Genomic DNA, 23,655 nt, shown 5'->3' with positions numbered 1-23,655 from the left:
AGATAACAAAAATCCCGGCTCAAAGCCGGGATTGATATTTATAAAATCTAATATTGTGATATTATTAGAAGTTGAATGATAATGTTGTAGACCAAGTTCTTCCGAATCCAAAGAATACTCTGTTTGCATCAGCAATACCTTTGTAAACTCTTCCAGCCTGCTCGTAAGTAACACCGTAATCTGCAGCACCTGGTTTAGCAGATGGATTAACAAGATCTGTGGTCTTGATATTTGTTGCTCCATCCTGAATGTAAGTAGTATCAAACAGGTTGTATACGTTAACTCCAAGAGTGAAATACTGATTTTGGTTTTTAAGCTTAATCTTGTAAGAAGCACCTACATTGAATAAGTTGAAATCAGGTAGCTGAAGAGCTTCATTTCCTGGTTTAAGGAAGTCGTTCACATTCATTGCTGAATAGATTCTTCCTGTATACTGCCAGTTACCATAGATTCTAAGATCTGTAACCGGAGTTACTGTAAATCCTAATGAAGAAGTAGTTTGTGGAATACTGTTATTTGTACCACCTACTTTTACTTTATCTAAATAAAGTGTAGAAGTGTTAGATCCGTCAGTAAGGATAGGAGTGTTGTCATCCTGGAAGTTAGAACCACTTGCATTTCCTTTATATTGGTAATCACCCCAAGAGAACATTCCTTGTAATTCTAAGAATCTGTTTACTCTGTAAGTTGCTTCTGCTTCTACCCCCTGGTGAAGTTGAGTAATTCCGCTGATTTCAGAATATCCTCTGATTCCGTTTCCGAAGTCTACACTTCCTCTTCTGAACCATCTATCTTTCCACTCAGTTCTATATAAGTTAACTTTTGCATTGAAGTTAGCCGTTTTGAATCCATAACCTAATTCAACAGAGAAGATTTTCTCATTTGTTAAGTTAGGGTTTACTACCTGCTGGTTACTTGGGTATACTGCACTCATCAAAGGCTGCTTGCTATAGTATCCGATGTTGGCAAATACGTTATTGTTGGCATCAATATTATAGTTGGCACCCCCTTTAATGTTATAACCAAAAAGGTTTTTGAATCCTGTTTTTCTTTCTACAGGCTGTCCTTGCTGAATGGTACCAGGTTTAGTAAAGTCGTCAATTCTTTGGTATCCCTGATTAGAAACGGAACCTTGTACATAAGCCGTTAATTTTTCAGTAGAATATTCTACCTGACCGAAACCACTATACCATAGTACTTCACCATCATTACTGAATGCAATTCTGTCTTCCATTGGTGCATTTGCCCCACCGAAAGGATTCCAAGTTAACTTTTGGTAATCATAAGTGTTACGAACGATATTATTCGTTGGTAAGTTTTTGTTTGTATTGTCTGTATAACCAGAAGCACCATATAGATTAGAAAGCACTTGATAGTGGTATCCATAGTAGTATCTGTCATCAGTACCAATAGAGAAGTTCCAGTTATCATTGATTTTATGCTGGAAGTTCATCAAGATACCATACCAGTTGTGTGAGTTCACACTTGAACTACGTACCAATGTATTTCCTGCAACACCTATCGTTGGAGTTACAGCTGCGTTAGCTGCAAAAATTGAGTTAAAATTGTAGTGACCTTCTGCGTCGATAAAAGATGGATCAGTAATTGATTTATTGGCAACTTTACCAAGGTTTCTTGCTCCACCACCACGTCCGTTAGACATATAGGCAACAGTACTTAAAGTTGATTTATCACTGATTGTCCAATCCCAGTTCAACATCATTACCGGCTTAGCATAGTAATTCATAGCATTGGCTATGCTTGTTCTGTTTCCGTCCGGAGAAGTATAATATCCATAATCAGAGTTGTATTGTCTGTATGGGCTACCATCATGATCAGGGTTATATTTGATGTAGTTATTGATGGTTGGTGCGTAAGATCTCTGATCATGCCACTGTGGAGAAGACGTCATCATAAACTGTAAGTTATGCTTTGCGTTTGGCTGATAACCTAAAGCAAAGAAATAAGTATATGATTCGTAATCTGTATTTTGTACGTAAGTAGCTCCAGCTTGTCTTGCCATCAAGAATGAAGCAGCCCAGCCATTTTGAGATTTACCAGTGTTATAAGCAAAGGAAGTTTTTAAGAAATCGTTATTACCGATACCTAATCTTACTACTCCCCCTTGTTTCATGTCTGCAGAACGAGTAAGGAAGTTCAATGTACCTCCTACAGATGCAATAGCAAGTTTGGAAGAACCAAGTCCTCTTTGTACCTGCATAGTACTTGTTACATCGGATAAACCAGTCCAGTTAGACATGTATACGGTACCTCCTTCCATGTCGTTAACAGGCATACCGTTTACCATTACTGCAATGTTTCTTGATTCAAAACCACGCATTGTAATTTGAGAATCTCCGAAACCACCACCACCTTTTGTAGCATATACAGACGGTGTTGTGTTTAGCATTTCTACAAGCTCCTGGTTTCCTTGTCTTTCAAGGATTTGTGCAGCTTTGATTGTAGAAACAGCTACTGGTGTCTTTCTATCTTTAGCGATATCTGTAACACCTTTTAGAATTACCTCTTCAATGTCTTTAGATTTAGCTTTTGCTGTATCCTGAACTTGTTGAGCATAATAAACACTAGCTGTAGATAATGTAATTACCGCAGTTAGTATTGATTTGTTGATTAATTTCATAATCGTTAGTAATAATTAGATTTAATTTTCTGCAAAATTCGCAAAATAAATTTTAACTATTATTAACTCAATGTTAATTTTTAATCAGTCTTAATAATGTTAAGTGTGTGATTATTAGTATTATAGATAAAAATTGAATTTTTGTATGAAAAAAGTCATGTTATTGAATTTTTAACAAAATGGGGGTGTTTTTATTAAAAATTCAACGCTATTTCACTGCTTTGAGACTCAAATCTATATTCTCAGCAGAGTGTGTAAGAGCGCCTACAGAGATATATGTTACACCTGTAGTTGCAATTTCTTTAAGCATATCGCGGGTAATTCCTCCTGAAGCTTCAGACTCACATGAACCGTTGATCATTTTTACGGCTTCCTTCATTGTTTTAACATCCATGTTGTCAAGCATGATTCTGTCAACTTTGGCATTGATAGCTTCCTGAACCTCCTCCAGATTTCTTGTCTCAACCTCTATTTTTAACTTTTTCTTATTTTTTTTAACATAGTCTTTGGCCATTGCTACAGCATTCGTGATACTGCCGTTGTAGTCAATGTGGTTGTCTTTCAGCATGATCATGTCATATAGTCCATATCTGTGATTGGTTCCTCCGCCTATCGCAACAGCCCATTTTTCACACATTCTGAAATTAGGGGTTGTTTTTCTGGTGTCTAAAAGTTTAGTTTTGGTTCCTACCAATCTGGAATCCCATTCGTGAGTGAGTGTTGCAATTCCACTCATTCTTTGCATGCAGTTAAGGATAAGTCTTTCTGTGGAAAGGATAGATCTTGCACTTCCGGTTACAATCAAAGCGATATCTCCAACTTTTGCAGCATCACCATCTTTTAAAAACTTTTCAATCTTTAAATTTTTATCAAACGTTTTGAAGATAATTTCTGCAAGCTCAATACCTGCAAGGATACAATCCTGTTTTACCAGAAGCTTTGCGCTTTGTTCAAGATCCTGCGGTATGGTAGAAAGGGTAGAATGGTCTCCATCCTGAATATCTTCTTCAAGTGCATTTTTTATAAATGTTTTTAATGCTTTATCTGTAACGTATGCTGGTTTTTTCATAATTTTGATTTTAGTAATAAAAGGAAGATCTTTTTCCGAACAATAAATCGTGAATGATGAAGAGTAAAAGGACTTCGTTTTCCTTTGCATCTATTTTTTCAAAATCTATATTGTCTTTTATTTTTATATTGTTTTGATTAATGCCTTGAAACTCTAATACTTGTTTTTCATTTCGCCCTTGTGGTATGATTCTATAGTTCCATTTAAAATTATCCCAGTTATATTCTTGAGTGTAGTAAATGATTTTTTCCCTATCGAATGTTAAAATCGGATATTGGCGATTATTGATATAATATAGAGTTAAGTGTAACTTATTATCTTTAATTATATTGTTTAAGTCGAATTTTAAACTTCCATAATAATCTGGTTTTCCTAAACCTTTCATATTGCATAAAAGATTTAAAACTAAAGGATATCGGGATCTGGGAACAATGATCTTTTTTAATATTGTTACTCCATATAATCCGAAAACAAGTCCTAAAACTATTATTCCTGCAAGGATGGCTATGTTTGAAAAACCATCAGTTTTTCCAGGTTTCATCCAAAAATTCAATAATAAAAAACCACAAATCAATGAGAGTGTCATTCTTGAATAGAATAAAATATTGACTACTGTAAGAATATTTAAATTTGAGGTTTTCATTTGTTTAATTAAAATTAAACCAGATCTTTATTATAAAAAGCTCCTTTATTCTCCGTCATTTCCATAGACTGCGTGATAATAAGGTGTGCAACGGTTGTTAAGTTTCTCAATTCTGATAATTGTGGAGAAAGAATAGAGTAGTGGTAAATTTCATCCACAGCAGCTGCAATCTCCTGATGCTTTTGTAGTGCCATATTCAGACGTCGGTTGCTTCTTACGATTCCTACAAGATCACTCATCATTTCCTGCAGTTGTTTTCTTAGATAGCTGATGATAACCATCTCATCCATAATTTTCATTCCTTCCTCATTCCATTCCGGAACGGCTTTCAGGTCGTCAAAATTGAAGCTGTTCTCATTCAGAAGATCTACGGTTTTCATGGCAGCATTATGCCCGAAAACAAGTCCTTCAAGTAATGAATTGGAAGCGAGCCTGTTGGCTCCATGCAGCCCGGAATTGGTACATTCGCCCACTGCAAAAAGATTTCTGATGGAAGACTGTCCGTCTCTGTCTACTTCAATACCTCCCATTAAGTAATGGCACGCAGGGACAACCGGAATCAATTGATTGAAAGGGTCAATTCCTTCATCTTTACATTTTTTATAAATATTCGGGAAGTGCTCAAGAAATTTTTCCTGGTTCATTTCACGGCAGTCAAGACCTACATATTCATCACCGGAGATCTTCATTTCATTGTCAATGGCTCTGGCAACGATATCTCTTGAAGCTAATTCTTCACGCTCATCATATTTCTGCATGAATTTTTCACCTCTTTTTGTTCTCAGCTTAGCTCCGTCACCTCTCACGGCTTCGGAAATAAGAAATAGCATACCATCTATCTTATTATATAAAGCTGTAGGGTGGAACTGATAATACTGCATATTGGAAACCTTTCCTTTGGCACGGGCTACGAAAGCAATTCCGTCACCTGTTGCAATGGTAGGATTGGTTGTATTTTTATACACATGGCCAGCGCCTCCGGTGGCAACAAGTGTTATTTTAGAAGTGATTTTTTTGATCGTTTTGGAATTTTCATCCAGAATATAAGCGCCGTAGCAGTGGATATCTCCCTCATTGAGTTCTTTCCCTGGAACGTGGTGCTGTGTGATGATATCAATTACATAATGATGATCCAGAATTTCAATATTAGGGCTGCTGTTGGCTGTTTCCAGCAATGCTCTTTCGATTTCAAACCCAGTGATATCTTTATGATGAACAATTCTGTTTTCTGTATGACCGCCTTCTCGTCCTAATGCAAATTTGCCATTCTTCATATCGAACTTAGCTCCCCATTCCACTATTTCATTGAATCTGGCTGGTGCTTCTCTTACCACCATTTCCACTACATCACGTTTGTTTTCACCGTCTCCGGCACGCATGGTATCTTCAATATGTTTTTCAAAATTATCATTCTGAAAATCCGTTACAACAGCCAGACCGCCCTGTGCATATTTGGTGTTGCTTTCGTCTTCATCGGATTTTGTTACAATAATGATTTTGGCATCAGGGTGCTGTTCAGAAACTTTAATGGCATAGGAAAGTCCGGAAATGCCGGAACCGATTACTAATACATCCGCTTTTATCATATGCTTGCTTTAGGTACAATCGTTTAAATATTAAATAAATTTAAACAATTTTTCGTTTGGTTTTCTTACTTTTTTCATATGCTGGAATTGGTCTTCCTCAGATCGGTAGCCTAAAGCGAGGGTAACGGTTACTTTTTCTGTTTGGGGATCAATATTCAGAATTTCTTCTATAAGATCCTGGCGGAAACCTTCCATAGGACAAGAGTCTATACTTTCAATCGCTGCGGCGTACATCAGATTGGCCAATACGATATAAGACTGTTTCTCTGCCCAGTTGAAAATTTCATCCTGTGTTTTCTGATTAATATGCTGATTAATACTATTTCTGAAAGGATCCAGCTTTTCAACAGGAGTTTCTCTTACCTCAGAAATATGGTTAAAATAACCATGGATATAATTCTCTTCAATAACCTTCTTTGAAATGATAACAATCAAATGAGAACAAGTGGAAATCTGTGATGGATTATAGAAAGCCGGAATTAATTTCTGCTTCATGTCCTCGCTCTCCACAATTACAATTTTATAAGGCTGAAGACCCAGCGAACTGGCAGACAGCTTTCCTGACTCAAGAATGTTGTGAAGGGTTTCCTGAGGAATGATCTGATGATTAAATTTCTTTACAGAATATCTTCTGCTTAAAGCTTCCAAATAATTCATAGGGCAAATTTAAGAATTGAATATGAATAAAGAGTCTTTAAAATGAAATATCTCCCTCTTCATACAAAAAAATCACCCCAACGGATGGGGTGACTTTTTGATCTGGTAGAAAGTGTAATTATTCTCTGTTTTTTACAACGATCCAGCCTGAGAATTTTATCGGAGTGCTGTTCTTATTATTTTCTTTCCACGTTACGGAATACCAGTAATTTCCTGTCGGAACTTTTTTGCTGCCATTGGTGGTTCCTGCCCATTTGTAACCATTGGTTTTATCGGCCTGGAATATCTTGTAACCATATCTGTCGAAAATTCCGATTTCAAGATCCTGTTTGCCGGAAAGAGCGGAATAATCTACAAGATCATTAATTCCATCGTCATTAGGTGTAATGACATTGATCAGATTAGGTACCGTAATATTGATCTCTATCGGAGCACATTTATAGGCATCTCTTACATATATCTTGGCTTCTCCTCTTGTAATATTTGTAAAAATATTGGAGTCCTGCCAGTTGATGTTATCCATAGAATATTGATAAGGAGCAGTTCCTCCGTTTGCATAAACCGTTACTGTACTTCCTGAAATATCAATCGTAGAAACAACAGGATTCTCAGACGGATATACCGTTACCTTCTGAATGGCGATACAATCTCCGGTTTTAAGTTTTACCCAATATGTGCCTACTCCAACATTAGAGATTGCCTGTGTTGTTGCTCCGGTACTCCATTCATAACTTTTGAAACCAGGTCCTGCATCTAAAGTCGTTTTACTTTCCATGCAAATAGTTTTGTCCTCTAATACTCTTGAGAAAACAGGAGCGATAACAGTTAAGGTCACCTTAGCAATAGAGTAACACCCGTTTGTGCTGAAAACTTTAATATAAGCCACTCCATTAGGAGCAATATAAGCTGCCGGTGTAGAGATGGCATTCGTTCCGTTGATGGCATCAGTTAATGAAGGATAATATTCTTTTGTTAATCCGCCTTGGGAAACAACGGCTCCCTGAAGATTGAAAGATGCCATGGAAGGGCTTCCTTCAATAAAGCATGATCTTAATTCCGTATCATTAACAACGACAACCGGATAAATGTTTAAAGTGATTTTTGCCGTACTTACACATCCCTGCGAAGTGGTCACTTTTACATAAATAGTGGCTGCTGCTGATGCGTAGGCAGTTGGGTTGGTAATTTTATTGGTCCCATTGTTCAGATCGTATAATGTAGGGTAGAATTCTTTGGTGGTTCCCAACAGTGTGGTTACCGCTGCTGTGGTAAGGTCAAATGTGGCTGTTCCTGCATTGTTATTATTACATCCGGTGAGACTTGCATCTGTTGCCGCAAATGGAGTAGGGTTAAGTTGAATAACACCATCACCATTATCACAAAGTGTTGAGGTAGGATCTTTTACAATGACCTTAATGGTTGTATTTCCTGTGTATTGAAAACTTGCGGGATTAGCAATAGGAGTAGAACTTCCCAGTACATAATATGTGAAAACATAGTTTCCCGGATTATTTACAAATTGGGAATTGTAAGATGTAAGATCTACAACGCCATTACCTGTCGCAGGATTTGTACATACAAACGGTGTAACAGTATTGCTTAAAATAGGAACCTTATCTACAAAAACTTTTGCATTCTTAATAGAATGTCTTGCACTGGCGCCTCCGGTTGCTGCAGAGAAACCAAAATATCCCTGAGACATTCCCACCGCACCTCCGGAAGGGGCAAAAGACTGATCCACAATAAGTACGCCATCTATTCTTACCTTGATAATCCAGTTGGTAGGGTTGGTAAGGTCTGTTTCTCCGTTTACTTCAACGTGTCTGTAAGTATCTCCTACGAAAGGCTGTGTAGGGTTAAGGTCAGGAGAGTGAAATGTACTCCCGGGTGTATTGTTGAATTCAATATTGTTTCCTGCAGTATTGTTGGTGCCGTAAAGAATATGTACTTTACTCATCTGGCCTTCGGTAGTATTATTGAAAATATCAAAACCTACCATTAATCCATTGGCATTGGCAGGGATTCCCAGTCCTCCTCCGGACACAAAGCCTGTAGGGGGATTGGCAAGATACCAGAAGGTAAATCCGTCTCCTCTCCCGAACTGAGCTGTCCCATTTCCGTCAATTCTGAAATCGAATTCTACTTTCCATTTGTCACAATAGCTTAGGGTAATAGGTGTAGATAGTTTTATAGCCCCATATCTGCTTGTCTGGTCAGTCGTAAGTCTTATAAAGTCTCCGCTTACAACAGCATCAGAAACGAGATCCCAGCCTGTTGTATTCACTGGATTTCCGGCAAGCTGATAAGTTTGTGAAAGTAATTTCCCCGGCAAGCATAATAAGACAGCCAGCAAAAAAATGAGTATATCTTTTTTCATAATGGATGGATTGTGATGTTAATTATTTTTACTTGATATTCAATTGATTTCTATTTAAGTGTCTGATTAATATGATGATGTGTTGTTTTGTCTGATTGGAATTTTATTTTTATTTAGATTAAAAATAAATTATAATAACATGATAACTACCCCAAAAGAAGAGGTAGTTATCATGTAAGTGGTTTATTCTCTGTTTTTTACCAGTACCCAGCCGGAATATTTCGTTTCGGTATTGTCTTTATTGTTTTCATTCCAGGAGATGGTGTACCAATAGGTTCCTGTAAGGATTTTTTTACCAGAAGCAGTGCCGTCCCATTTGAAATTTCTGATTTTGTCAGCTTGATAAAGTTTGTTTCCATACCTGTCATACACTACAAATACCAGATTTTTCTTATAAGCAAGTGCGGAGTAATCGATAGCGTCATTTATATTATCACCATTAGGGGTAATGGCGTTAATGAGGTTAGGAACGGTAATCTGAACTTCTACAGGAGTACAATTATAGAAATCTTTCACGAAAACTTTTACTTCCCCTCTTGCCAGACCGGCGAACGTATTGCTTGTCTGCCAGTTGGCTCCGTCTAAAGAATATTGATAAGGAGGAGTTCCGCCGGCTACATTTACCGTAATGGTATTGTTGTTAATATCAATGCTGGAAATTACAGGATTCGGAGAAGCCAATACCTTTACAATCTGAGTAGTAATGCAGTTTCCTGTTTTAAGCTTTACCCAATATATGCCCACTCCTACATCTTTTATAGATGGAGTAGTTGCTCCTGTGCTCCATTCATATCCATCAAAACCAGGGCCTGCATCAAGATTGGTTTTCTCACCAATGCAAATCGTTTTGTCCTTCAAAACGGCAGATTTTACCGGCGGGAGAACAATTAAATTAATTTTGGCAATATTGAAGCATCCGTTGGCGTCCGTTACTTTTGCATACACAGCAGTAGTTGTTGACATGTACTGAAGCGGGTTCATGATTTCATTGGTGCCGCTTACTGCATTGGCAGCTGTTGTATAATACTTTTTGGTGTACCCACTGGTTAGTGTAGTGACATCAGCAGCGGTTAAATTGAAAACAGCATTTGTAATATTATCTTCAATGAAGCATGATCTGAGAGTTGCCTCTTTAACAGGAGTATCAGGATAAAAAGCCAGAGTAATTTTAGCTGTACCCATACATCCCTGAGGAGTAGTTACCTTTACATAAACAGTTCCAGGAGCAGATAAATAATTATCCGGGTACTGAATTTCATTAGTGCCAGCATTCAGATCAGCCAATGTTTTATAATACTTTTTACTAACACCAGGAACATCCGTCACATTAGCCGTATTCAGGTTGAAAGTAGCGGTGCCTGCTTTATTGTTATTACATACTGTGATGGTTCTGTCCTCTGCTTTGAAAGGAGCGAGAACCAGTAGGATTTTTCCATCCGGGTTGTCACACAGGATACCTGCATTGTCTTTGATAATAACGGTTACCGTAGTATTAGCATTAAATTGATAGTTTGTAGGGTTCGTAATAGGAGTGCCGCCCTGCATATAACTAAAAGTATAGTTGGAAGGGTTGCTTACAAATTGCGAATTAAAAGTAGTGAGATTTACACTTCCATACCCTGTGGCAGGATTAGGACAGAACGATTGAGTTGCTGAATTTTGTAAAATAGGAACTTTGTCAGTGTATATCTTTACGTTTTTAATAGAATGTCTGGATCTTGCACCTCCGGTGGAAGCTGAAAATCCAAAATATCCGATAGTCATTGCAGCAGCTGTACCAGAAGGGGCAAAAGATTGATTACAGATCAGGTTGCCGTCAATTGTTATTTTTACAATCCAGTTAGTAGGTGTTGCCGGATCTACCTGAGCGGTTACTTCAACGTGTTTGAAGGTTGTTCCCTGAAAAGGCAGTGTGGTATTTAAATCCGGTGAGTGAAAAGAACTTCCCGGAACATTGAAGAACTCTACATTGTTAGAGTCTGTAGTATTCGCTACCTGTCCATAAGCAACATGTACTTTACTCATGGTGGCCGTTGTTGTATTGTTGTAAGTATCAAATCCTACAATAAAGCCAACTGCATTTTGCGAAACGCCAAGACCGGAGCCTAATACACTCGCTACAGGTGGATTTGCCAGATACCAAAACGCAATTCCGTCTCCGTTTGAAGTTTGATTGGAATCCATTCTGAAATCAAACTCTACCCTCCATTTGTCGCAATATTTTAAATTAATAGGATCGTTCAGTCGGATAGATCCTGATTGGTTGTTGGTGTCAGGAGTGAGCTGAACAAAATCACCGTTTACCTGTGTAGGAGAAACCATTGTCCATCCGGTAGTGTTCACAGGGTTTCCTGCAAGCTGATAAGTCTGGGCAAAAGACTTTCCTGCGATGCAGAATAAGAAAACGGCTAAGTAAAATAATAGATTTTTATTCATTTAGCTGGGACTTAGATTAATACGTAAAGATATTAAATCCCATTCAAAAAATATGTATTTAATGTTAAATTTGTTAAAATTTTCAATATTAAATAAAAAATACTATTTCCGACAATGAAATAATGAATGTTGTGAGCTTAATTATATGTTTGTATTAATAAAATTCAGAACAGCGAATTATTATCAAGATTCTCAAAATAAGTATCAACTTCAAGATCCGGAGAACTGGCTGCGGCAACAGCGAGTTTGTCGCAAAGCTCATTTTCGAAATGCCCTGCATGGCCTTTTACCCAGTGCATTTTAGGGGAGTGTTTTTGATATAATTCAACAAACCTTTTCCAGAGATCAGGGTTTTTTACATTCTTCCAGCCTCTTTTGATCCAGCCTGAAATCCAGTTTTGGTTGATGGCATCAGATACATATTTGCTATCTGTATATACATGAATGTCATTTTCTGTTGATTTCAGTTTTTCCAGTGCCGTAATTACTGCCAGAAGTTCCATTCTGTTGTTGGTAGTTTTCCGAAAACCCTTTGAAAATGTTTTTTGGTAATTTTTTTCAGGAACGCGCATAAGAATTCCATATCCGCCTTTTCCCGGATTTCCGCTGCAAGCTCCGTCAGTATAAATTTCGATTCTCAAATCTGTATATAAAAAATGAATTATTTAAATTATCCTCAGCATCTGCCTGTTTTAAAATTTAAAAAGGAAAATCATCATCATCATCAAAATCATTCATGGATGATCCTGAAAGTTTGGAGCTGTCCGGAAGGTCAAATGCTGCACCCGGCTGTATGGTTGTTTTGATCTTATCGAAACCGCTTGGTTCATTAAAGTTGGACGGATAGCCTCCTCCCATACCGCCATCAAGAGCTGCTTCAATATCACCGAATTTTGCGAAATGTTTTAAGAAAGATAATCTTACATCTGCCGTTGCACCATTTCTATGTTTTGCAATAATAAGCTCAGCCTGGTTTTCCGTTGAGGTTTCCTGTCCTTCTTCATCATTATCCCAAACGGTAATTTTATAATACTCAGGTCTGAAGATGAAAGATACAATATCCGCATCCTGTTCAATTGCTCCGGATTCCCTCAGGTCAGAAAGCTGAGGTCTTTTTCCCGGACGGGCTTCAACACTTCTGGAAAGCTGGGAAAGTGCAATTACCGGGACGTTCAGTTCTTTTGCAATGGCTTTTAATGAACGTGAAATCATGGAGATTTCCTGTTCACGGTTTCCAACACCTTTTCCACCGCCTCCGGCTGTCATCAGCTGAAGGTAGTCTACCATGATTAATCTCACTCCATGCTGCATTACCAGCCTTCGGCATTTTGCACGGAAATCGAATATGGAAAGTGAAGGGGTTTCGTCAATATATAAAGGTGCGTTTTCCAGTTCAGATACATTGGAGAATAGTCTCTGCCATTCTTCATCATCCAGGGTTCCTTTTCTGAGTTTTTCAGATGAGATTCTGGTTTCTGATGCTATCATTCTGGTGATAAGCTGTACGGACGCCATCTCGAGAGAGAACAGTGCCATAGGTATTTTGTGTCCCACCGCAATATTTCTGGCCATAGAAAGAAGAAATGCTGTTTTTCCCATCGCGGGACGGGCTGCAATTATAATAAGGTCGGAATTCTGCCATCCCCCGGTTTCCTTATCTACATCTCTGAATCCTGAAGGAACTCCGGAAAGACCTTGCTTGTCTTTCAAAGATTTGATGGTATCAATGGCCTGCTTTACTAATGAGTTGGCGGTATCAAACCCCTTCTTGATCGTTCCGTTGGTGATCTCAAAGAAGGATTGTTCTGCTTTATCCAGAAGTTCAAAAACATCTGTGGATTCTTTATAGGAAGAATCAATTACATTCGCAGAAACATTGATTAAACTTCTTAAAATATATTTTTCAAGAATAACACGGACATGATATTCAATATGGGCAGATGAACTTACTCCCATGGTAAGATCAATAATATAATGATCACCACCAGCCTGAATCAGTTTGTCTTCTTTTTTTAATTCCTGAATAATCGTCATCAGGTCTACCGGGTGGTTGCCTTCATAAAGCTTCAGAATGGTGGAGAAGATGATCTGATGTCTCGGATCATAAAATACCTCTGGGGTAAGAAGGTCAATGGAATGATCAAGCCCTTTTTTGTCAATCAAAAAAGTTCCGATAACAAGTCTTTCAAAATCCACTGCATTGGGAGGCATTTTTCCATCCGCAATAGACAATTCTTTTGCAAAGTTTCCGTGTGTCAGGGATGATAATGTTTCTTTCTGCGCCATGGTGCAAAGATAGCTTATTTAAAAAATAATAAAAAAATAGTAATCAACAAATTGTTAGTAGATTTTCAAAAAAGGCTGTAAACAGGAGATTGGATGTGTTGATAAAAAAATCACCTCAAAATGAGGTGATTTTTCAAATATGGAATAAATGTTTAGTTTTTATTTTTTACCAATACCCATCCTGAATATCTGGTTTCGGTATTGTCTTTATTGTTTTCATTCCAAGAGATCGTGTACCAGTAAGTTCCGGTAGGGATTTTCTTGCCGAAAGCCGTTCCGTCCCATGTGAAATTTCTTATTTTGTTGGCCTCGTGAAGTTTGTTTCCGTATCTGTCAAATACAATGAACACAAGATTCTTCTTGTAAGCCAGTGCAGAGTAATCAATAACATCATTTACGTTGTCCCCGTTTGGAGTAATCGCATTGATAAGGTTAGGAACAGTTACCGTCACCTGGATAGGATTACAGTTGTAAGTATCTTTTACATAAATCGTGTTTTCACCTCTCGGAAGTCCTGTGAAAGTGTTGGAATCCTGCCAGTTGATACCATCTACGGAATACTTATACGGTGGAACACCTCCTGTAGCCGTAACTGTAATATTGTTATTGGTGATTTCTATTCCCGAAACAACAGGCTGAAGACTAGGATGTACGCGTACTTCTTGAAGCGTGAAGCATTTTCCAGTCTGAAGTTTTACCCAATAAACTCCTACCCCCACATTGTTGATGGCTTGTGTAGTAGCGCCGGTGCTCCATTCATAACCGTCAAATCCAGGTCCTGCATCCAGTGTGGTTTTGTTTTCCACACAAATGGTTTTATCCTTTAAAACAGCAGATTTTACCGGTGGTAATACTTTTAATACAATTTTAGCTATAGAATAACATAGTTTGTCGTTATCTACTCTTGCATATACGGTAGTACTTTCGGAAAGATAATTAAATGGTGTAGCAATCGGATTGGATTGAGCTTTGGCATCAGCAACCGATGTATAATACTTGATTATAATTCCCGGCGGCGTTGGTACGGCAACTCCGATTGATGCTTTGGATAAGTCAAATGTTGAACGGGTAACATCATTTTCAATATAGCAATTTTCAAGAACTGCATCTTTTAGTACTACGGTCGGATAGAATAATAATCTGATTGTAGTTGTTGCAATACATCCGAAAGAAGATATCACTTTAGCATATATCGTTGTTTCAGGAGACATATAATTGGTAGGATCAGTAATCTCGTTAGTTCCTGCATTCATATCAGCAGCGGTAGGATAATACTTGATCGTGCCCCCCGGGCCATATACGTTAGCGGTTGTTAAATCGTATTTCGCTTTACCTTCACCGTTATTATTACACGAATACAATGTTGCAGCATTGGCAGAGATACCTACATTAACGAATTTAAATTTACCGGTTATAAAACAGCCGTTGACAGGGTTGTTTGGGTTATTCGGATCTTTATATACCACTCTGTAGTAATAAATTGTAGTTCCATTCACAGTAGCTACTGTAAGAGGGTTATCTCCTGTAAGTGCGTCATTGGTATCTTTGTGATAAGTTACTTTGAAATTAGAACTGTTTCCATTGATGATTGAAGCACTAAGTGTGGTAAAATCAAACTGAGTGGGAAGCGCGCACACCATCACCTGAGTTGGATCATTAATTGTTGCTCCCGGAATTCCCGGCGGGATAAACGGATTGGGAGAAAGTGTAGGGTCATTAAATGCAGAACTTAAACTGGCAGTACCGGACCAAACCATAGAGAACCCTTTGGCTGTACTACGGTAGTTGTCTATAATCAGGTAATAAGTCTGACCCGCTATAACATTCATGTAAGGGCTCCATTTTCCACTGTTCATGTCAGATGTTAAGTTGGGAGGAAAGGTTGGGAAAACAGCGGGAGGTGCCAGGTTGATATCAAGTCCCGTATCTCCGGATTCTCCAGAAAAGTTACATCTTATCGGTTGGATAAAGATGTTGTTGGTTTGTAAAGAAGCACACCCGTTTGTAGTAGGCCCATATACTGCAAAGTCATAATCGTCACTCTGAACATTAGGTTTAATGGTAAATGCAAGAGTTCCTGAAGTTGCCACCGTGAACGTATACCATACAGATAAGTTTTCATTGGTTTTTAGGCATCCTCCGTTTTGCTCAAGGATTTCCACTACATTTCCGTGGCCTGGCGGATTGTATGAAATGTCAGAGTTACCACAGATGGGAATAGCTGAGGTACAGTCTGACTGAGAATAGGCCATTTGTGCTATCAATAAAATAAAAAAGAATAGTATTTTTTTCATGGTCAAAACTATTTTTGTTAAACAAAAAGTGAAGGAAACAAGTTTTTTATCAAGATTTGAAAAAGAAAAAGCCGCCTGGGCGGCTTTTAATAGTATAAAAGGTTATTACTCTCTGTTTTTTACAACAATCCATCCTGAAAACTTGAAAGGAGTATTCTTTTTATCATTCTCATTCCATGTTACAGAGTACCAGTATGTACCGGTAGGGATATTTTTACCCGCAATTTTTCCATCCCACTTATATCCGTTGGATTTATCTCCCTGGTGGATTTTTGTTCCGTATCTGTCGAAAATACTTAGAACAAGATTTTGTTTGTCAGCCATTGCAGAATAATCTACAACATCGTTCACGCCATCTCCGTTCGGAGTAATCATATTAATCAGGTTTGGAACCACCACAGTAACTTCAATAGGGTCACAGTCATAAGCATCTTTTACATATACTTTGTATGTTCCTCTTGCCACATTGGAGAATGTGTTTGAAGGCTGCCATATTATTTTATCCATTGAATACTGATAATCCGGAGTTCCTCCAATAACGTTGATCGTAAGTGTTGTGTTGGAAATATCAATATTGGATACCACCGGCTGTTCAGAAGGATATACGGTTACCGTTTGAGTCGCAATACACTCTCCTGTTTTTAATTTTACCCAGTAGGTTCCTACTCCTACATTTTTAATAGTTTGCGTAGTGGCTCCTGTGCTCCATTCGTAGCTCTTGAATCCAGGGCCTGCATCAAGAGTAGTAGTGTCTTCCATACAAATGATTTTGTCTTTCAGAACATCAGATTTTACTGGCGGAAGTACTGTTAATCCAATTTTTACTACCACATAACAGCCTCTGTTATCAGATACTCTTACATACACAAAACCGTTTGGAGCAACATATGTTTTAGGAGCTACGATTTCATTGGTTGCATCAATTGCATCAGTTAATGAAGGATAGTAATTTTTTACTATACCTGCCTGTGGTGTTATAACAGCAGCATTATCAAGGTTAAATAAAGCTGTTGAAGGGTTAGATTCTATAAAACATTCTCTCAGTTCAGCATCTTTTGCAATAATTGCAGGATAGAATTTAAGAGTGATCTCTGCAGTAGAAGTACATCCGAACGGAGAAGTTACTTTAGCATATATTTTCCCTTCAGCTGAAACAAACTGATAAATGTTGGTGATTTCATTGATGCCGTTATTGAGATCATATAAAGTATGATAATACTTTTTAGTCATCGCAGGATCTCCTGAAACGTTTGCTGTAGTAAGGTCGTATGTAGCAGTACCTGCATTGTTATTGTTACAGCTTGTTAAGGTAGCATTGGTTGCTTTGAAAGAACCATCTTTGAATTTAAAGTTACCTATTTGCTTACATTTGCTGGCAGGGCTGTTTGGGTTCAAAGGATCTGTATAGCTGATGCTGTAATAATATAATCCTGTAGGAGTAACTGTTTGAGGTGTTGTAATAGGATTGTTGCCTATTAAAGCATCATTCTGGCTTGTGTGATAACTAACGCTGAAGTTAGGGTTGCCATTGATAATTCCTGCGGATAATGATGAGAAATCAAAGGTTGCAGGATTGGTACAGATAACAACTTCTCTTGGATCTGCAGGGTTAGCACCAGGTATTCCAGGAGGGTTGAATGGGTGAGGCTGTATTGTAGGATCAGAGAATGGAGAAGTTAATGTAGCAGTTCCACCCCATACCAATTTAAATCCGTTGGCAGACTCACTCCAGTTATTCACAACCAGATAATAAGTTTCACCAGGCAGTACATCCATATATTTTACCCATTTGTCTCCACCGGAATCCTCACAAAGGTCGGTGGCTACCATGTTAAGACCAGTATTTCCTTTTTTTGCAGAAAAGGATCCTCTGATTGGTGTGCCGCGGGTAGCACAGGTTTTATTAGGTCCGTATACCCCAAAGTCATAATCATCTTCAAGCTGGTCATTAGGAACAATCTCAAAGGTAAGTGTTCCTGCTGTGGCAATGGAGAAAGTATACCATACTGAATATTTTTCTTTAGTCAGACATCCGCCCATATCCTCATAGTCATTACCATAACCGTTCGGAGTATAAGAAATTTCTGAGTTACCACAAACTGCCATGGCTGTTGAGCAATCTGACTGGGCATACAAAATATGCGAAAATATAATTAGAAAAATGAGTAGTGTTTTTTTCATAGGAGAAGATTTAAAAACAAATATTAAAACTAAAATTGCTAATAAGAACGTCAATGTATTTTTAATACTGTTTGTAAGTAAGAATAGATTAGAAAATTATTCTTGTTACCCGTTCTTGTGTTCTTATTGGTCTATTGGCCAATTAAATTTTTACCCCAGTTTGGAGAGCTCGATGAAAGATCTGCAGCCTCAAACTCTTTTACTGCCTTTTGACGTAATTCAATAGATTGGGCTTTATTTCCGGAATTTTCGGCTATTTCAACTTTCAGGAAGGTCAGTCTTGGATTGTTTTTCAGCTGAGTATCAGCTTTGGACATATATCCGATGGCTGTTTTAAGGTCCTTTTGAGTGTCACCAGATGCTCTTAATCTGATTTTCTGAATATAAATAAGCCCGAGAAGGGTATTGATTTCTCCATTGTTTTTTTCTGAAGCAAGTGCCTGCATAGCAAAATTTTTGGCAAGCTCATTAGATTCAGTCATAGGTCTGCCGGTTGTTTGTTTCAGCAAAAAATGGGTTTTAAGATACATCGTTACTGCTGCATAGTAATTGGCCTTCCATTTTTCTGAAGTCTTAGCATCGGAAAATACTTTGAAAAGAGTATCGTAGTCACTGTCTGTTTTAGCATTATTGATCTGCTGAACCGACTGTTGCAAGGCCTGATCTGAAAAAGTCTGAGCATTTGCGCAGAAACCGGTCATAAAAAAGCCTAAAATAAATAAAAGTTTATTCATATGGGGATATTTTGTAGCAAATATAAAAAATTATTAACGTTAAATTAAAGATTTTGAGATATATTTAAAGAAACTACGGGTATGATTTTAAATGTGGTATTTTTATGTTTAAATGAAATTATATGAAGATCGTAAAGATATCTGTATTTACTCTGTTAATTTGAAAGGAAAATGTATGATTATTTTTTAATAATAGGGCGTAAAAGTAAAATCGGAACAGAAGTCTTTCTGTTCCGATTTTAAATATTTCGAATTATTGAAAATTCTTTTTGTTAAATTAAATGTCTTGATTAATAGTTGTTTAGTATTGCATTTTTCTTAGTTTAGGATTGGTGCTTCCTACTACTAAAGCAACCAAAACAGTCATGCATCCTCCAAATACAACAGAACGTACAACACCTAATAATTTAGCCATTACACCACTTTCAAACTGTCCCATTTCGTTACTGGACATGATGAAGATTGAATTGACACTTAGAACACGTCCTCTTATATGATCAGGTGTTTTTAGCTGCACAATAGTACCACGGATTACCACGGAAATTCCGTCAAGCATTCCGCTCATGACAAGGAACATGAAAGACAGCCAGTATAATTTGGATAAACCGAATCCAATGATGCAAAGTCCGAATCCGGTAACCACTGCAAGTAGAATTTTTCCCTGATTTTTTCGAAGAGGAACAAGAGAAAGAATAGTGATAATGCACATGGAGCCTATATCTGATGCAGCATTCAGTAAACCAAAACCTTCAGCCCCCGAATGTAAGATATCTGTGGCGAATACAGGTATCATGGCCACTGCTCCTCCGAAAAGAACAGCAAACATATCAAGACAAAGCGCTCCTAAAATCTCCTTGGTTTTGAAAATATAAGAAATTCCTTCACGCATGCTTTCTACAATATTTACCGTTTCTTTTTTATACTCCGAATGTTGTTGTTTCAGCTGCCAGAAAAATAGTGAAGCAACAAAAATTAAGGATAAAATTACCACTAACGTCCATTTTACCCCGAAATATCCGATAAGAATACCACCTATCGCATGTCCGCATACAGAAGAGATCAGAAAGGTAGCCTGGTTTAAGGTAACGGCATTCGGGAGATTCTCTTTTTTTACAATTTTAGGAATCATGGAAGGTACAATAGGTCCGATAAAAGCCCTTGCTATTCCGGTAAAAAAAATAACACCGTAAATAAAATAAGTAATCTGATGACCGGTGAAATGCATCTCAACATCCAGAAATGCCGGAATCAGCAGAAGACCAATCAGAAAAATATAAGCATAATTACAAATGAGAAGCAGCCGCTTTTTTTCATTCATATCGATAACATGGCCGGCATATAACGCACAGCTTACAGCAGGAATCACTTCGGAAAGGCCGATAAGACCTATTGAAAAAGGATCTTTTGTTAATTCGTACACCCACCATCCTAATAATGTGGCCAGCATTCTGAAAGCTAAAACAATAAAAAATCTCCCGGTAAGAAGATTTCTGAACTCAACATTTTGTAATGTTTGTAACGGGGTAAAGGAAATCATGAACAAAAATAGCCCTAAAAATTTATTTAGGGCTATTCATATGGCAATTTTTGAAAGATATAGTAAATATATCTCAAAAGATAAAATCTATTTTAGTCAGCTCTTGAAGAACTAAGAACTATTGCGGCAACCCCGGCAGCCCCAATAATAGTAGCTCCGGTTGCAATTCTTGCTTTTCTGCTGTCTTTCACCGCAGCAACATTAGCTTTAGGAATGATTACTTCCGTACTGTCTTTCTTTCCTGCTGTACCCACAAGATTATCTCCAACAATATTTCTGAATAATATTTTCTGCTTCGGAGAACCGTCTCTCATAGTAACCTTATAGACTTTTCCTGCTTCAAGATTGGAATAGTTGTTTTTTGAAATATCCTCGCTGTATTTTGTAGTAGCACAAGATGTAATAACAAATAAAGACGTTAATAAAGATGATTTCAACAGTACAGATGCTTTCATTATTTTCTTTTAGTTTTTCAAATTTATAATTTTTTTCGAATATACGTTTTTGGAATTGAAAAAATATGTTTAAAGTTTGTAAATTTCTAATAGATTTGCAATATTTCTGTCATTTGCCAGTCTTGGTGTCTTATTCTGGCCTCCCAATTTTCCCTGAGATTTGGCGTATTCGTGAAACGCATTCTTTTGAAGTTTAGTGATCTGAAGTTTCTGTAAAATATTTCCGGAGATCAGATCATCATAATACGTATTTCTTGTTCTGAGCTGATGATCCAGTTCATTTCCGAATAATTCCAAATTTTCAGGATCTTTTTCAAATTCAATCAGCCATTCATGATAAGGAAGTCCTTCGCCCGGATTTACCTGTGGTGCAAGATGAAATTCCGTAATTTGTGCAGGATATTTTTCTAGCGCTGCTTTCATGGCTTCCTCGACCTCAAAAGCAATCACATGCTCCCCGAAAGCAGATGTAAAATGCTTGGTTCTGCCACTTACAAGAACTCTATATGGTTTTTTGCTGATAAATCTTACCACATCTCCGATAGAATAAGCCCATAAACCTGAGTTAGTTGTCAGAATCAGAGCATAATCTTTATGGAGTTCAACTTCTTTTAAGGTTAATCTTCTTGCTCCTGGCTTTCCATACTCTTCCAGAGGAATAAATTCATAGAAAATACCATGATTGGTTAAAAGCAGAAGCCCTTCCTTTGTGTAATCATCCTGAAAAGCAAAAAAGCCTTCAGAAGCCGGAAATGTTTGGATAATATCCACCTTGCCTCCTAAAAGATCTTCCATTTTATCGCGATACGGCTCATAATTAACCCCGCCTGTCACAAGAAGCTGTAGATTGGGAAATAATTGTTTGATCTTCTTGCCATGCTTTTCCGTAAGTTTTTCAAAATACATGATCAGCCATGGCGGAATTCCTGAGATCAGGGTCATGTTTTCATGTTCGGTTTCCTCAATAATCTTATCAACTTTGGCTTCCCAGTCTTCCATGATATTGGTTTCCCAGCTTGGGAGACGGTTCTTTTGAAGGTAATTGGGAATATGATGTGCAACAATGCCGGATAATCTTCCCGTTTTTATTCCGAAAACTTCTTCCAGCTCAGGGCTGCCCTGAAGAAAGATCATTTTTCCATTAACGAAATCCGCATTGTTCTTTTTGCTGATATAATGGAACAATGCACTTTGGGCACCCGCAATCTGAAATGGCATTCCTTCTCTGGAAATAGGAATATATTTAGACCCGGAAGTTGTACCGGATGTTTTGGCAAAATATTCCGGGGTATCTGTCCAGAGAATATTGGCCTGTCCTTTTTTTACCCTTTCAATATAAGGTTTCAGATCTTCATAATCGGCTACCGGAACCCTGTTCTGAAATTCCTTTACAGAATGGATGTTTTCAAAATCATGTTCCCGCCCGAAAAGTGTCTTTTGGGCAGTACTTACAAGAGAAAGCAGTAAGTCCTCCTGGTTTTTCTCCGCATTTTTCTTGAATTCCTCTGCTTTTTGAACATGTTTCTTTGCCCAGATAAGCGCTGCATTTTTCTTGAAGAAGTTTAACATGGCTCAAATTTATAAATAAGTAGAGAATCTGTAAGCATTTTTTATATGCTAAGACACAAAAAAACCGATGAAACCAGGTTCCATCGGCTTTTCGAAATTTGATTATGAAAATAACAACTATATGTTAATGTTATGCTTATTTGTTTTCCTTATATCTTTTATCCGGAGTCCCGTCTTTTTTCAGGTGCTTGTTTTCTTTATATCTTTTGTCCGGAGTCCCGTCTTTTTTCATTTTGGCAGCCGGCTGTGCAGGCTTCGCTGCTTTTGCATCCATTGCAGGTTTAGCGGTCTTCATTTCTGCCGGTTTAGCAGCTTTCATTGTAGTGGTTTTTACAGGTGGCTGAGCCTTAGTGCCTGTGGCGGGAGCAGTCTGCTGAGCAGTTGCAAGTCCTAATCCTAAGATCAATGACATTGCAGATAATAATTTTTTCATAAGAAATACTGTTTGTTTTTGTTGAATAAAGATATGCAAAAAGCAGGCTAAAAAATTGATAATTTTAAACTTAACTAAAGTTTATTACAGCTTAAAAAAAAATTAAAACAATTTTTTTAGAACAAAAAAGCCTGTCTTCATTTCAGAAAACAGGCTGCATAATATATAAAAAGACATATAAAGAGATGGTTTAACGTGTACAGTTAGCTGTCCATGTTTTTCCATCCTTTACATATAAGATTTTTAAAACATTGTTATCGATTCTGATATAAGAGGTAGCTGTAGAACCAATCATAACAAGGGTATGATCTCCCTGTTGGTTGAACTCTATTCCGTTAAGGTCAGGAATGCCGTTTGAGAATGCAAAATTATACTTGGTGCCGCTGGCGATCTTTGTTACAAATACACTTCCATTATCTGTACTGATATTGGTAGATCCGCCATCATTATAAGAAACACTTCCTTTATAAGTTCCTGCAAAGAATTCATTGTTTACGGGATCGTCATCTTTACTGCACGACGAAAAAGATAATGCTGTAAATACCAACAGCATCATCACTCCCAGGATTTTAATTGCTTTTTTCATAATACTATTCTTAAATGTTTGGTAGTTCTCAAAATCCCAAACATTATGCCAGGAGAAAATATTCGATTTTTTTTAACAACTAATTAAAAAAAATTGTAAAAATTTAAGATTCAACATCTTCTAAGAGGTTCATTTTACAATGTAACCTTTTCTGTTTTCGCAGGGAAGAAA

Annotated in this window: 17 protein-coding genes; all 17 read right to left on the bottom strand. The window is 37.5% G+C overall.

Annotation, left to right across the window (positions count from 1 at the left end):
- Positions 1 to 64 precede the first annotated feature (64 nt).
- Positions 65 to 2,641 (bottom strand): TonB-dependent receptor, encoded by a 2,577-nt coding sequence (locus F3J23_RS08875; RefSeq protein ID WP_167027211.1) that lies wholly within the window; start codon positions 2,639 to 2,641, stop codon positions 65 to 67.
- A 208-nt stretch (positions 2,642 to 2,849) separates the two neighbouring features.
- Positions 2,850 to 3,710, bottom strand: a complete 861-nt coding sequence (nadC, locus tag F3J23_RS08870; RefSeq protein WP_167027208.1) for a carboxylating nicotinate-nucleotide diphosphorylase — start codon at positions 3,708 to 3,710, stop codon at positions 2,850 to 2,852.
- A 10-nt stretch (positions 3,711 to 3,720) separates the two neighbouring features.
- Positions 3,721 to 4,353: a hypothetical protein gene (locus F3J23_RS08865; RefSeq protein WP_167027205.1), complete on the bottom strand. Its 633-nt coding sequence runs from the start codon at positions 4,351 to 4,353 to the stop codon at positions 3,721 to 3,723.
- Between the two features lie 14 nt (positions 4,354 to 4,367).
- Positions 4,368 to 5,939 (bottom strand): L-aspartate oxidase, encoded by a 1,572-nt coding sequence (gene nadB / locus F3J23_RS08860; RefSeq protein WP_167027202.1) that lies wholly within the window; start codon positions 5,937 to 5,939, stop codon positions 4,368 to 4,370.
- Between the two features lie 30 nt (positions 5,940 to 5,969).
- Positions 5,970 to 6,596, bottom strand: a complete 627-nt coding sequence (locus tag F3J23_RS08855; protein WP_167027199.1) for an NAD(P)H-dependent oxidoreductase — start codon at positions 6,594 to 6,596, stop codon at positions 5,970 to 5,972.
- 118 nt (positions 6,597 to 6,714) lie between these two features.
- Positions 6,715 to 8,973: a T9SS type B sorting domain-containing protein gene (locus F3J23_RS08850; protein ID WP_167027195.1), complete on the bottom strand. Its 2,259-nt coding sequence runs from the start codon at positions 8,971 to 8,973 to the stop codon at positions 6,715 to 6,717.
- Positions 8,974 to 9,156: 183 nt separating this feature from the next.
- Positions 9,157 to 11,409: a lectin-like domain-containing protein gene (locus F3J23_RS08845; RefSeq protein ID WP_167027192.1), complete on the bottom strand. Its 2,253-nt coding sequence runs from the start codon at positions 11,407 to 11,409 to the stop codon at positions 9,157 to 9,159.
- 164 nt (positions 11,410 to 11,573) lie between these two features.
- Positions 11,574 to 12,050: a ribonuclease HI gene (gene rnhA, locus F3J23_RS08840; RefSeq protein ID WP_167027189.1), complete on the bottom strand. Its 477-nt coding sequence runs from the start codon at positions 12,048 to 12,050 to the stop codon at positions 11,574 to 11,576.
- A gap of 58 nt (positions 12,051 to 12,108) precedes the next feature.
- Positions 12,109 to 13,695: a replicative DNA helicase gene (dnaB, locus tag F3J23_RS08835; RefSeq protein ID WP_167027186.1), complete on the bottom strand. Its 1,587-nt coding sequence runs from the start codon at positions 13,693 to 13,695 to the stop codon at positions 12,109 to 12,111.
- Between the two features lie 152 nt (positions 13,696 to 13,847).
- On the bottom strand, positions 13,848 to 15,989 hold the full coding sequence (locus F3J23_RS08830; protein ID WP_167027183.1) for a T9SS type B sorting domain-containing protein: 2,142 nt from the start codon (positions 15,987 to 15,989) through the stop codon (positions 13,848 to 13,850).
- A 105-nt stretch (positions 15,990 to 16,094) separates the two neighbouring features.
- Positions 16,095 to 18,170: a T9SS type B sorting domain-containing protein gene (locus tag F3J23_RS08825; RefSeq protein WP_167027180.1), complete on the bottom strand. Its 2,076-nt coding sequence runs from the start codon at positions 18,168 to 18,170 to the stop codon at positions 16,095 to 16,097.
- 131 nt (positions 18,171 to 18,301) lie between these two features.
- Entirely contained in the window at positions 18,302 to 18,904 is a 603-nt protein-coding gene (locus F3J23_RS08820; protein ID WP_167027177.1) for a hypothetical protein, read from the bottom strand.
- A gap of 301 nt (positions 18,905 to 19,205) precedes the next feature.
- A complete protein-coding gene (locus F3J23_RS08815) occupies positions 19,206 to 20,441 on the bottom strand; it encodes an MFS transporter (protein ID WP_167027174.1) in 1,236 nt (411 codons plus the stop codon).
- A 92-nt stretch (positions 20,442 to 20,533) separates the two neighbouring features.
- Entirely contained in the window at positions 20,534 to 20,896 is a 363-nt protein-coding gene (locus F3J23_RS08810; protein ID WP_167027171.1) for a hypothetical protein, read from the bottom strand.
- Positions 20,897 to 20,965: 69 nt separating this feature from the next.
- A complete protein-coding gene (locus F3J23_RS08805; RefSeq protein ID WP_167027168.1) occupies positions 20,966 to 22,465 on the bottom strand; it encodes a GH3 auxin-responsive promoter family protein in 1,500 nt (499 codons plus the stop codon).
- A gap of 136 nt (positions 22,466 to 22,601) precedes the next feature.
- Positions 22,602 to 22,898, bottom strand: a complete 297-nt coding sequence (locus F3J23_RS08800; RefSeq protein WP_167027165.1) for a hypothetical protein — start codon at positions 22,896 to 22,898, stop codon at positions 22,602 to 22,604.
- A gap of 190 nt (positions 22,899 to 23,088) precedes the next feature.
- A complete protein-coding gene (locus F3J23_RS08795; protein WP_167027162.1) occupies positions 23,089 to 23,484 on the bottom strand; it encodes a hypothetical protein in 396 nt (131 codons plus the stop codon).
- Between the last annotated feature and the right edge of the window lie 171 nt (positions 23,485 to 23,655).

It is taken from the genome of Chryseobacterium sp. Tr-659, assembly GCF_011752975.1.
Lineage (GTDB): Bacteria > Bacteroidota > Bacteroidia > Flavobacteriales > Weeksellaceae > Chryseobacterium.
This window is presented reverse-complemented; position numbering and strand designations above follow the sequence as displayed.

Bases quoted from the DNA above. Each gene is read 5' to 3' on its own strand.
- F3J23_RS08875 (WP_167027211.1), bottom strand. From the start codon at position 2,641: ATGAAATTAATCAACAAATCAATACTAACTGCGGTAATTACATTATCT.
- nadC (WP_167027208.1), bottom strand. From the start codon at position 3,710: ATGAAAAAACCAGCATACGTTACAGATAAAGCATTAAAAACATTTATA.
- F3J23_RS08865 (WP_167027205.1), bottom strand. From the start codon at position 4,353: ATGAAAACCTCAAATTTAAATATTCTTACAGTAGTCAATATTTTATTC.
- nadB (WP_167027202.1), bottom strand. From the start codon at position 5,939: ATGATAAAAGCGGATGTATTAGTAATCGGTTCCGGCATTTCCGGACTT.
- F3J23_RS08855 (WP_167027199.1), bottom strand. From the start codon at position 6,596: ATGAATTATTTGGAAGCTTTAAGCAGAAGATATTCTGTAAAGAAATTT.
- F3J23_RS08850 (WP_167027195.1), bottom strand. From the start codon at position 8,973: ATGAAAAAAGATATACTCATTTTTTTGCTGGCTGTCTTATTATGCTTG.
- F3J23_RS08845 (WP_167027192.1), bottom strand. From the start codon at position 11,409: ATGAATAAAAATCTATTATTTTACTTAGCCGTTTTCTTATTCTGCATC.
- dnaB (WP_167027186.1), bottom strand. From the start codon at position 13,695: ATGGCGCAGAAAGAAACATTATCATCCCTGACACACGGAAACTTTGCA.
- F3J23_RS08830 (WP_167027183.1), bottom strand. From the start codon at position 15,989: ATGAAAAAAATACTATTCTTTTTTATTTTATTGATAGCACAAATGGCC.
- F3J23_RS08825 (WP_167027180.1), bottom strand. From the start codon at position 18,170: ATGAAAAAAACACTACTCATTTTTCTAATTATATTTTCGCATATTTTG.
- F3J23_RS08820 (WP_167027177.1), bottom strand. From the start codon at position 18,904: ATGAATAAACTTTTATTTATTTTAGGCTTTTTTATGACCGGTTTCTGC.
- F3J23_RS08815 (WP_167027174.1), bottom strand. From the start codon at position 20,441: ATGATTTCCTTTACCCCGTTACAAACATTACAAAATGTTGAGTTCAGA.
- F3J23_RS08810 (WP_167027171.1), bottom strand. From the start codon at position 20,896: ATGAAAGCATCTGTACTGTTGAAATCATCTTTATTAACGTCTTTATTT.
- F3J23_RS08805 (WP_167027168.1), bottom strand. From the start codon at position 22,465: ATGTTAAACTTCTTCAAGAAAAATGCAGCGCTTATCTGGGCAAAGAAA.
- F3J23_RS08800 (WP_167027165.1), bottom strand. From the start codon at position 22,898: ATGAAAAAATTATTATCTGCAATGTCATTGATCTTAGGATTAGGACTT.
- F3J23_RS08795 (WP_167027162.1), bottom strand. From the start codon at position 23,484: ATGAAAAAAGCAATTAAAATCCTGGGAGTGATGATGCTGTTGGTATTT.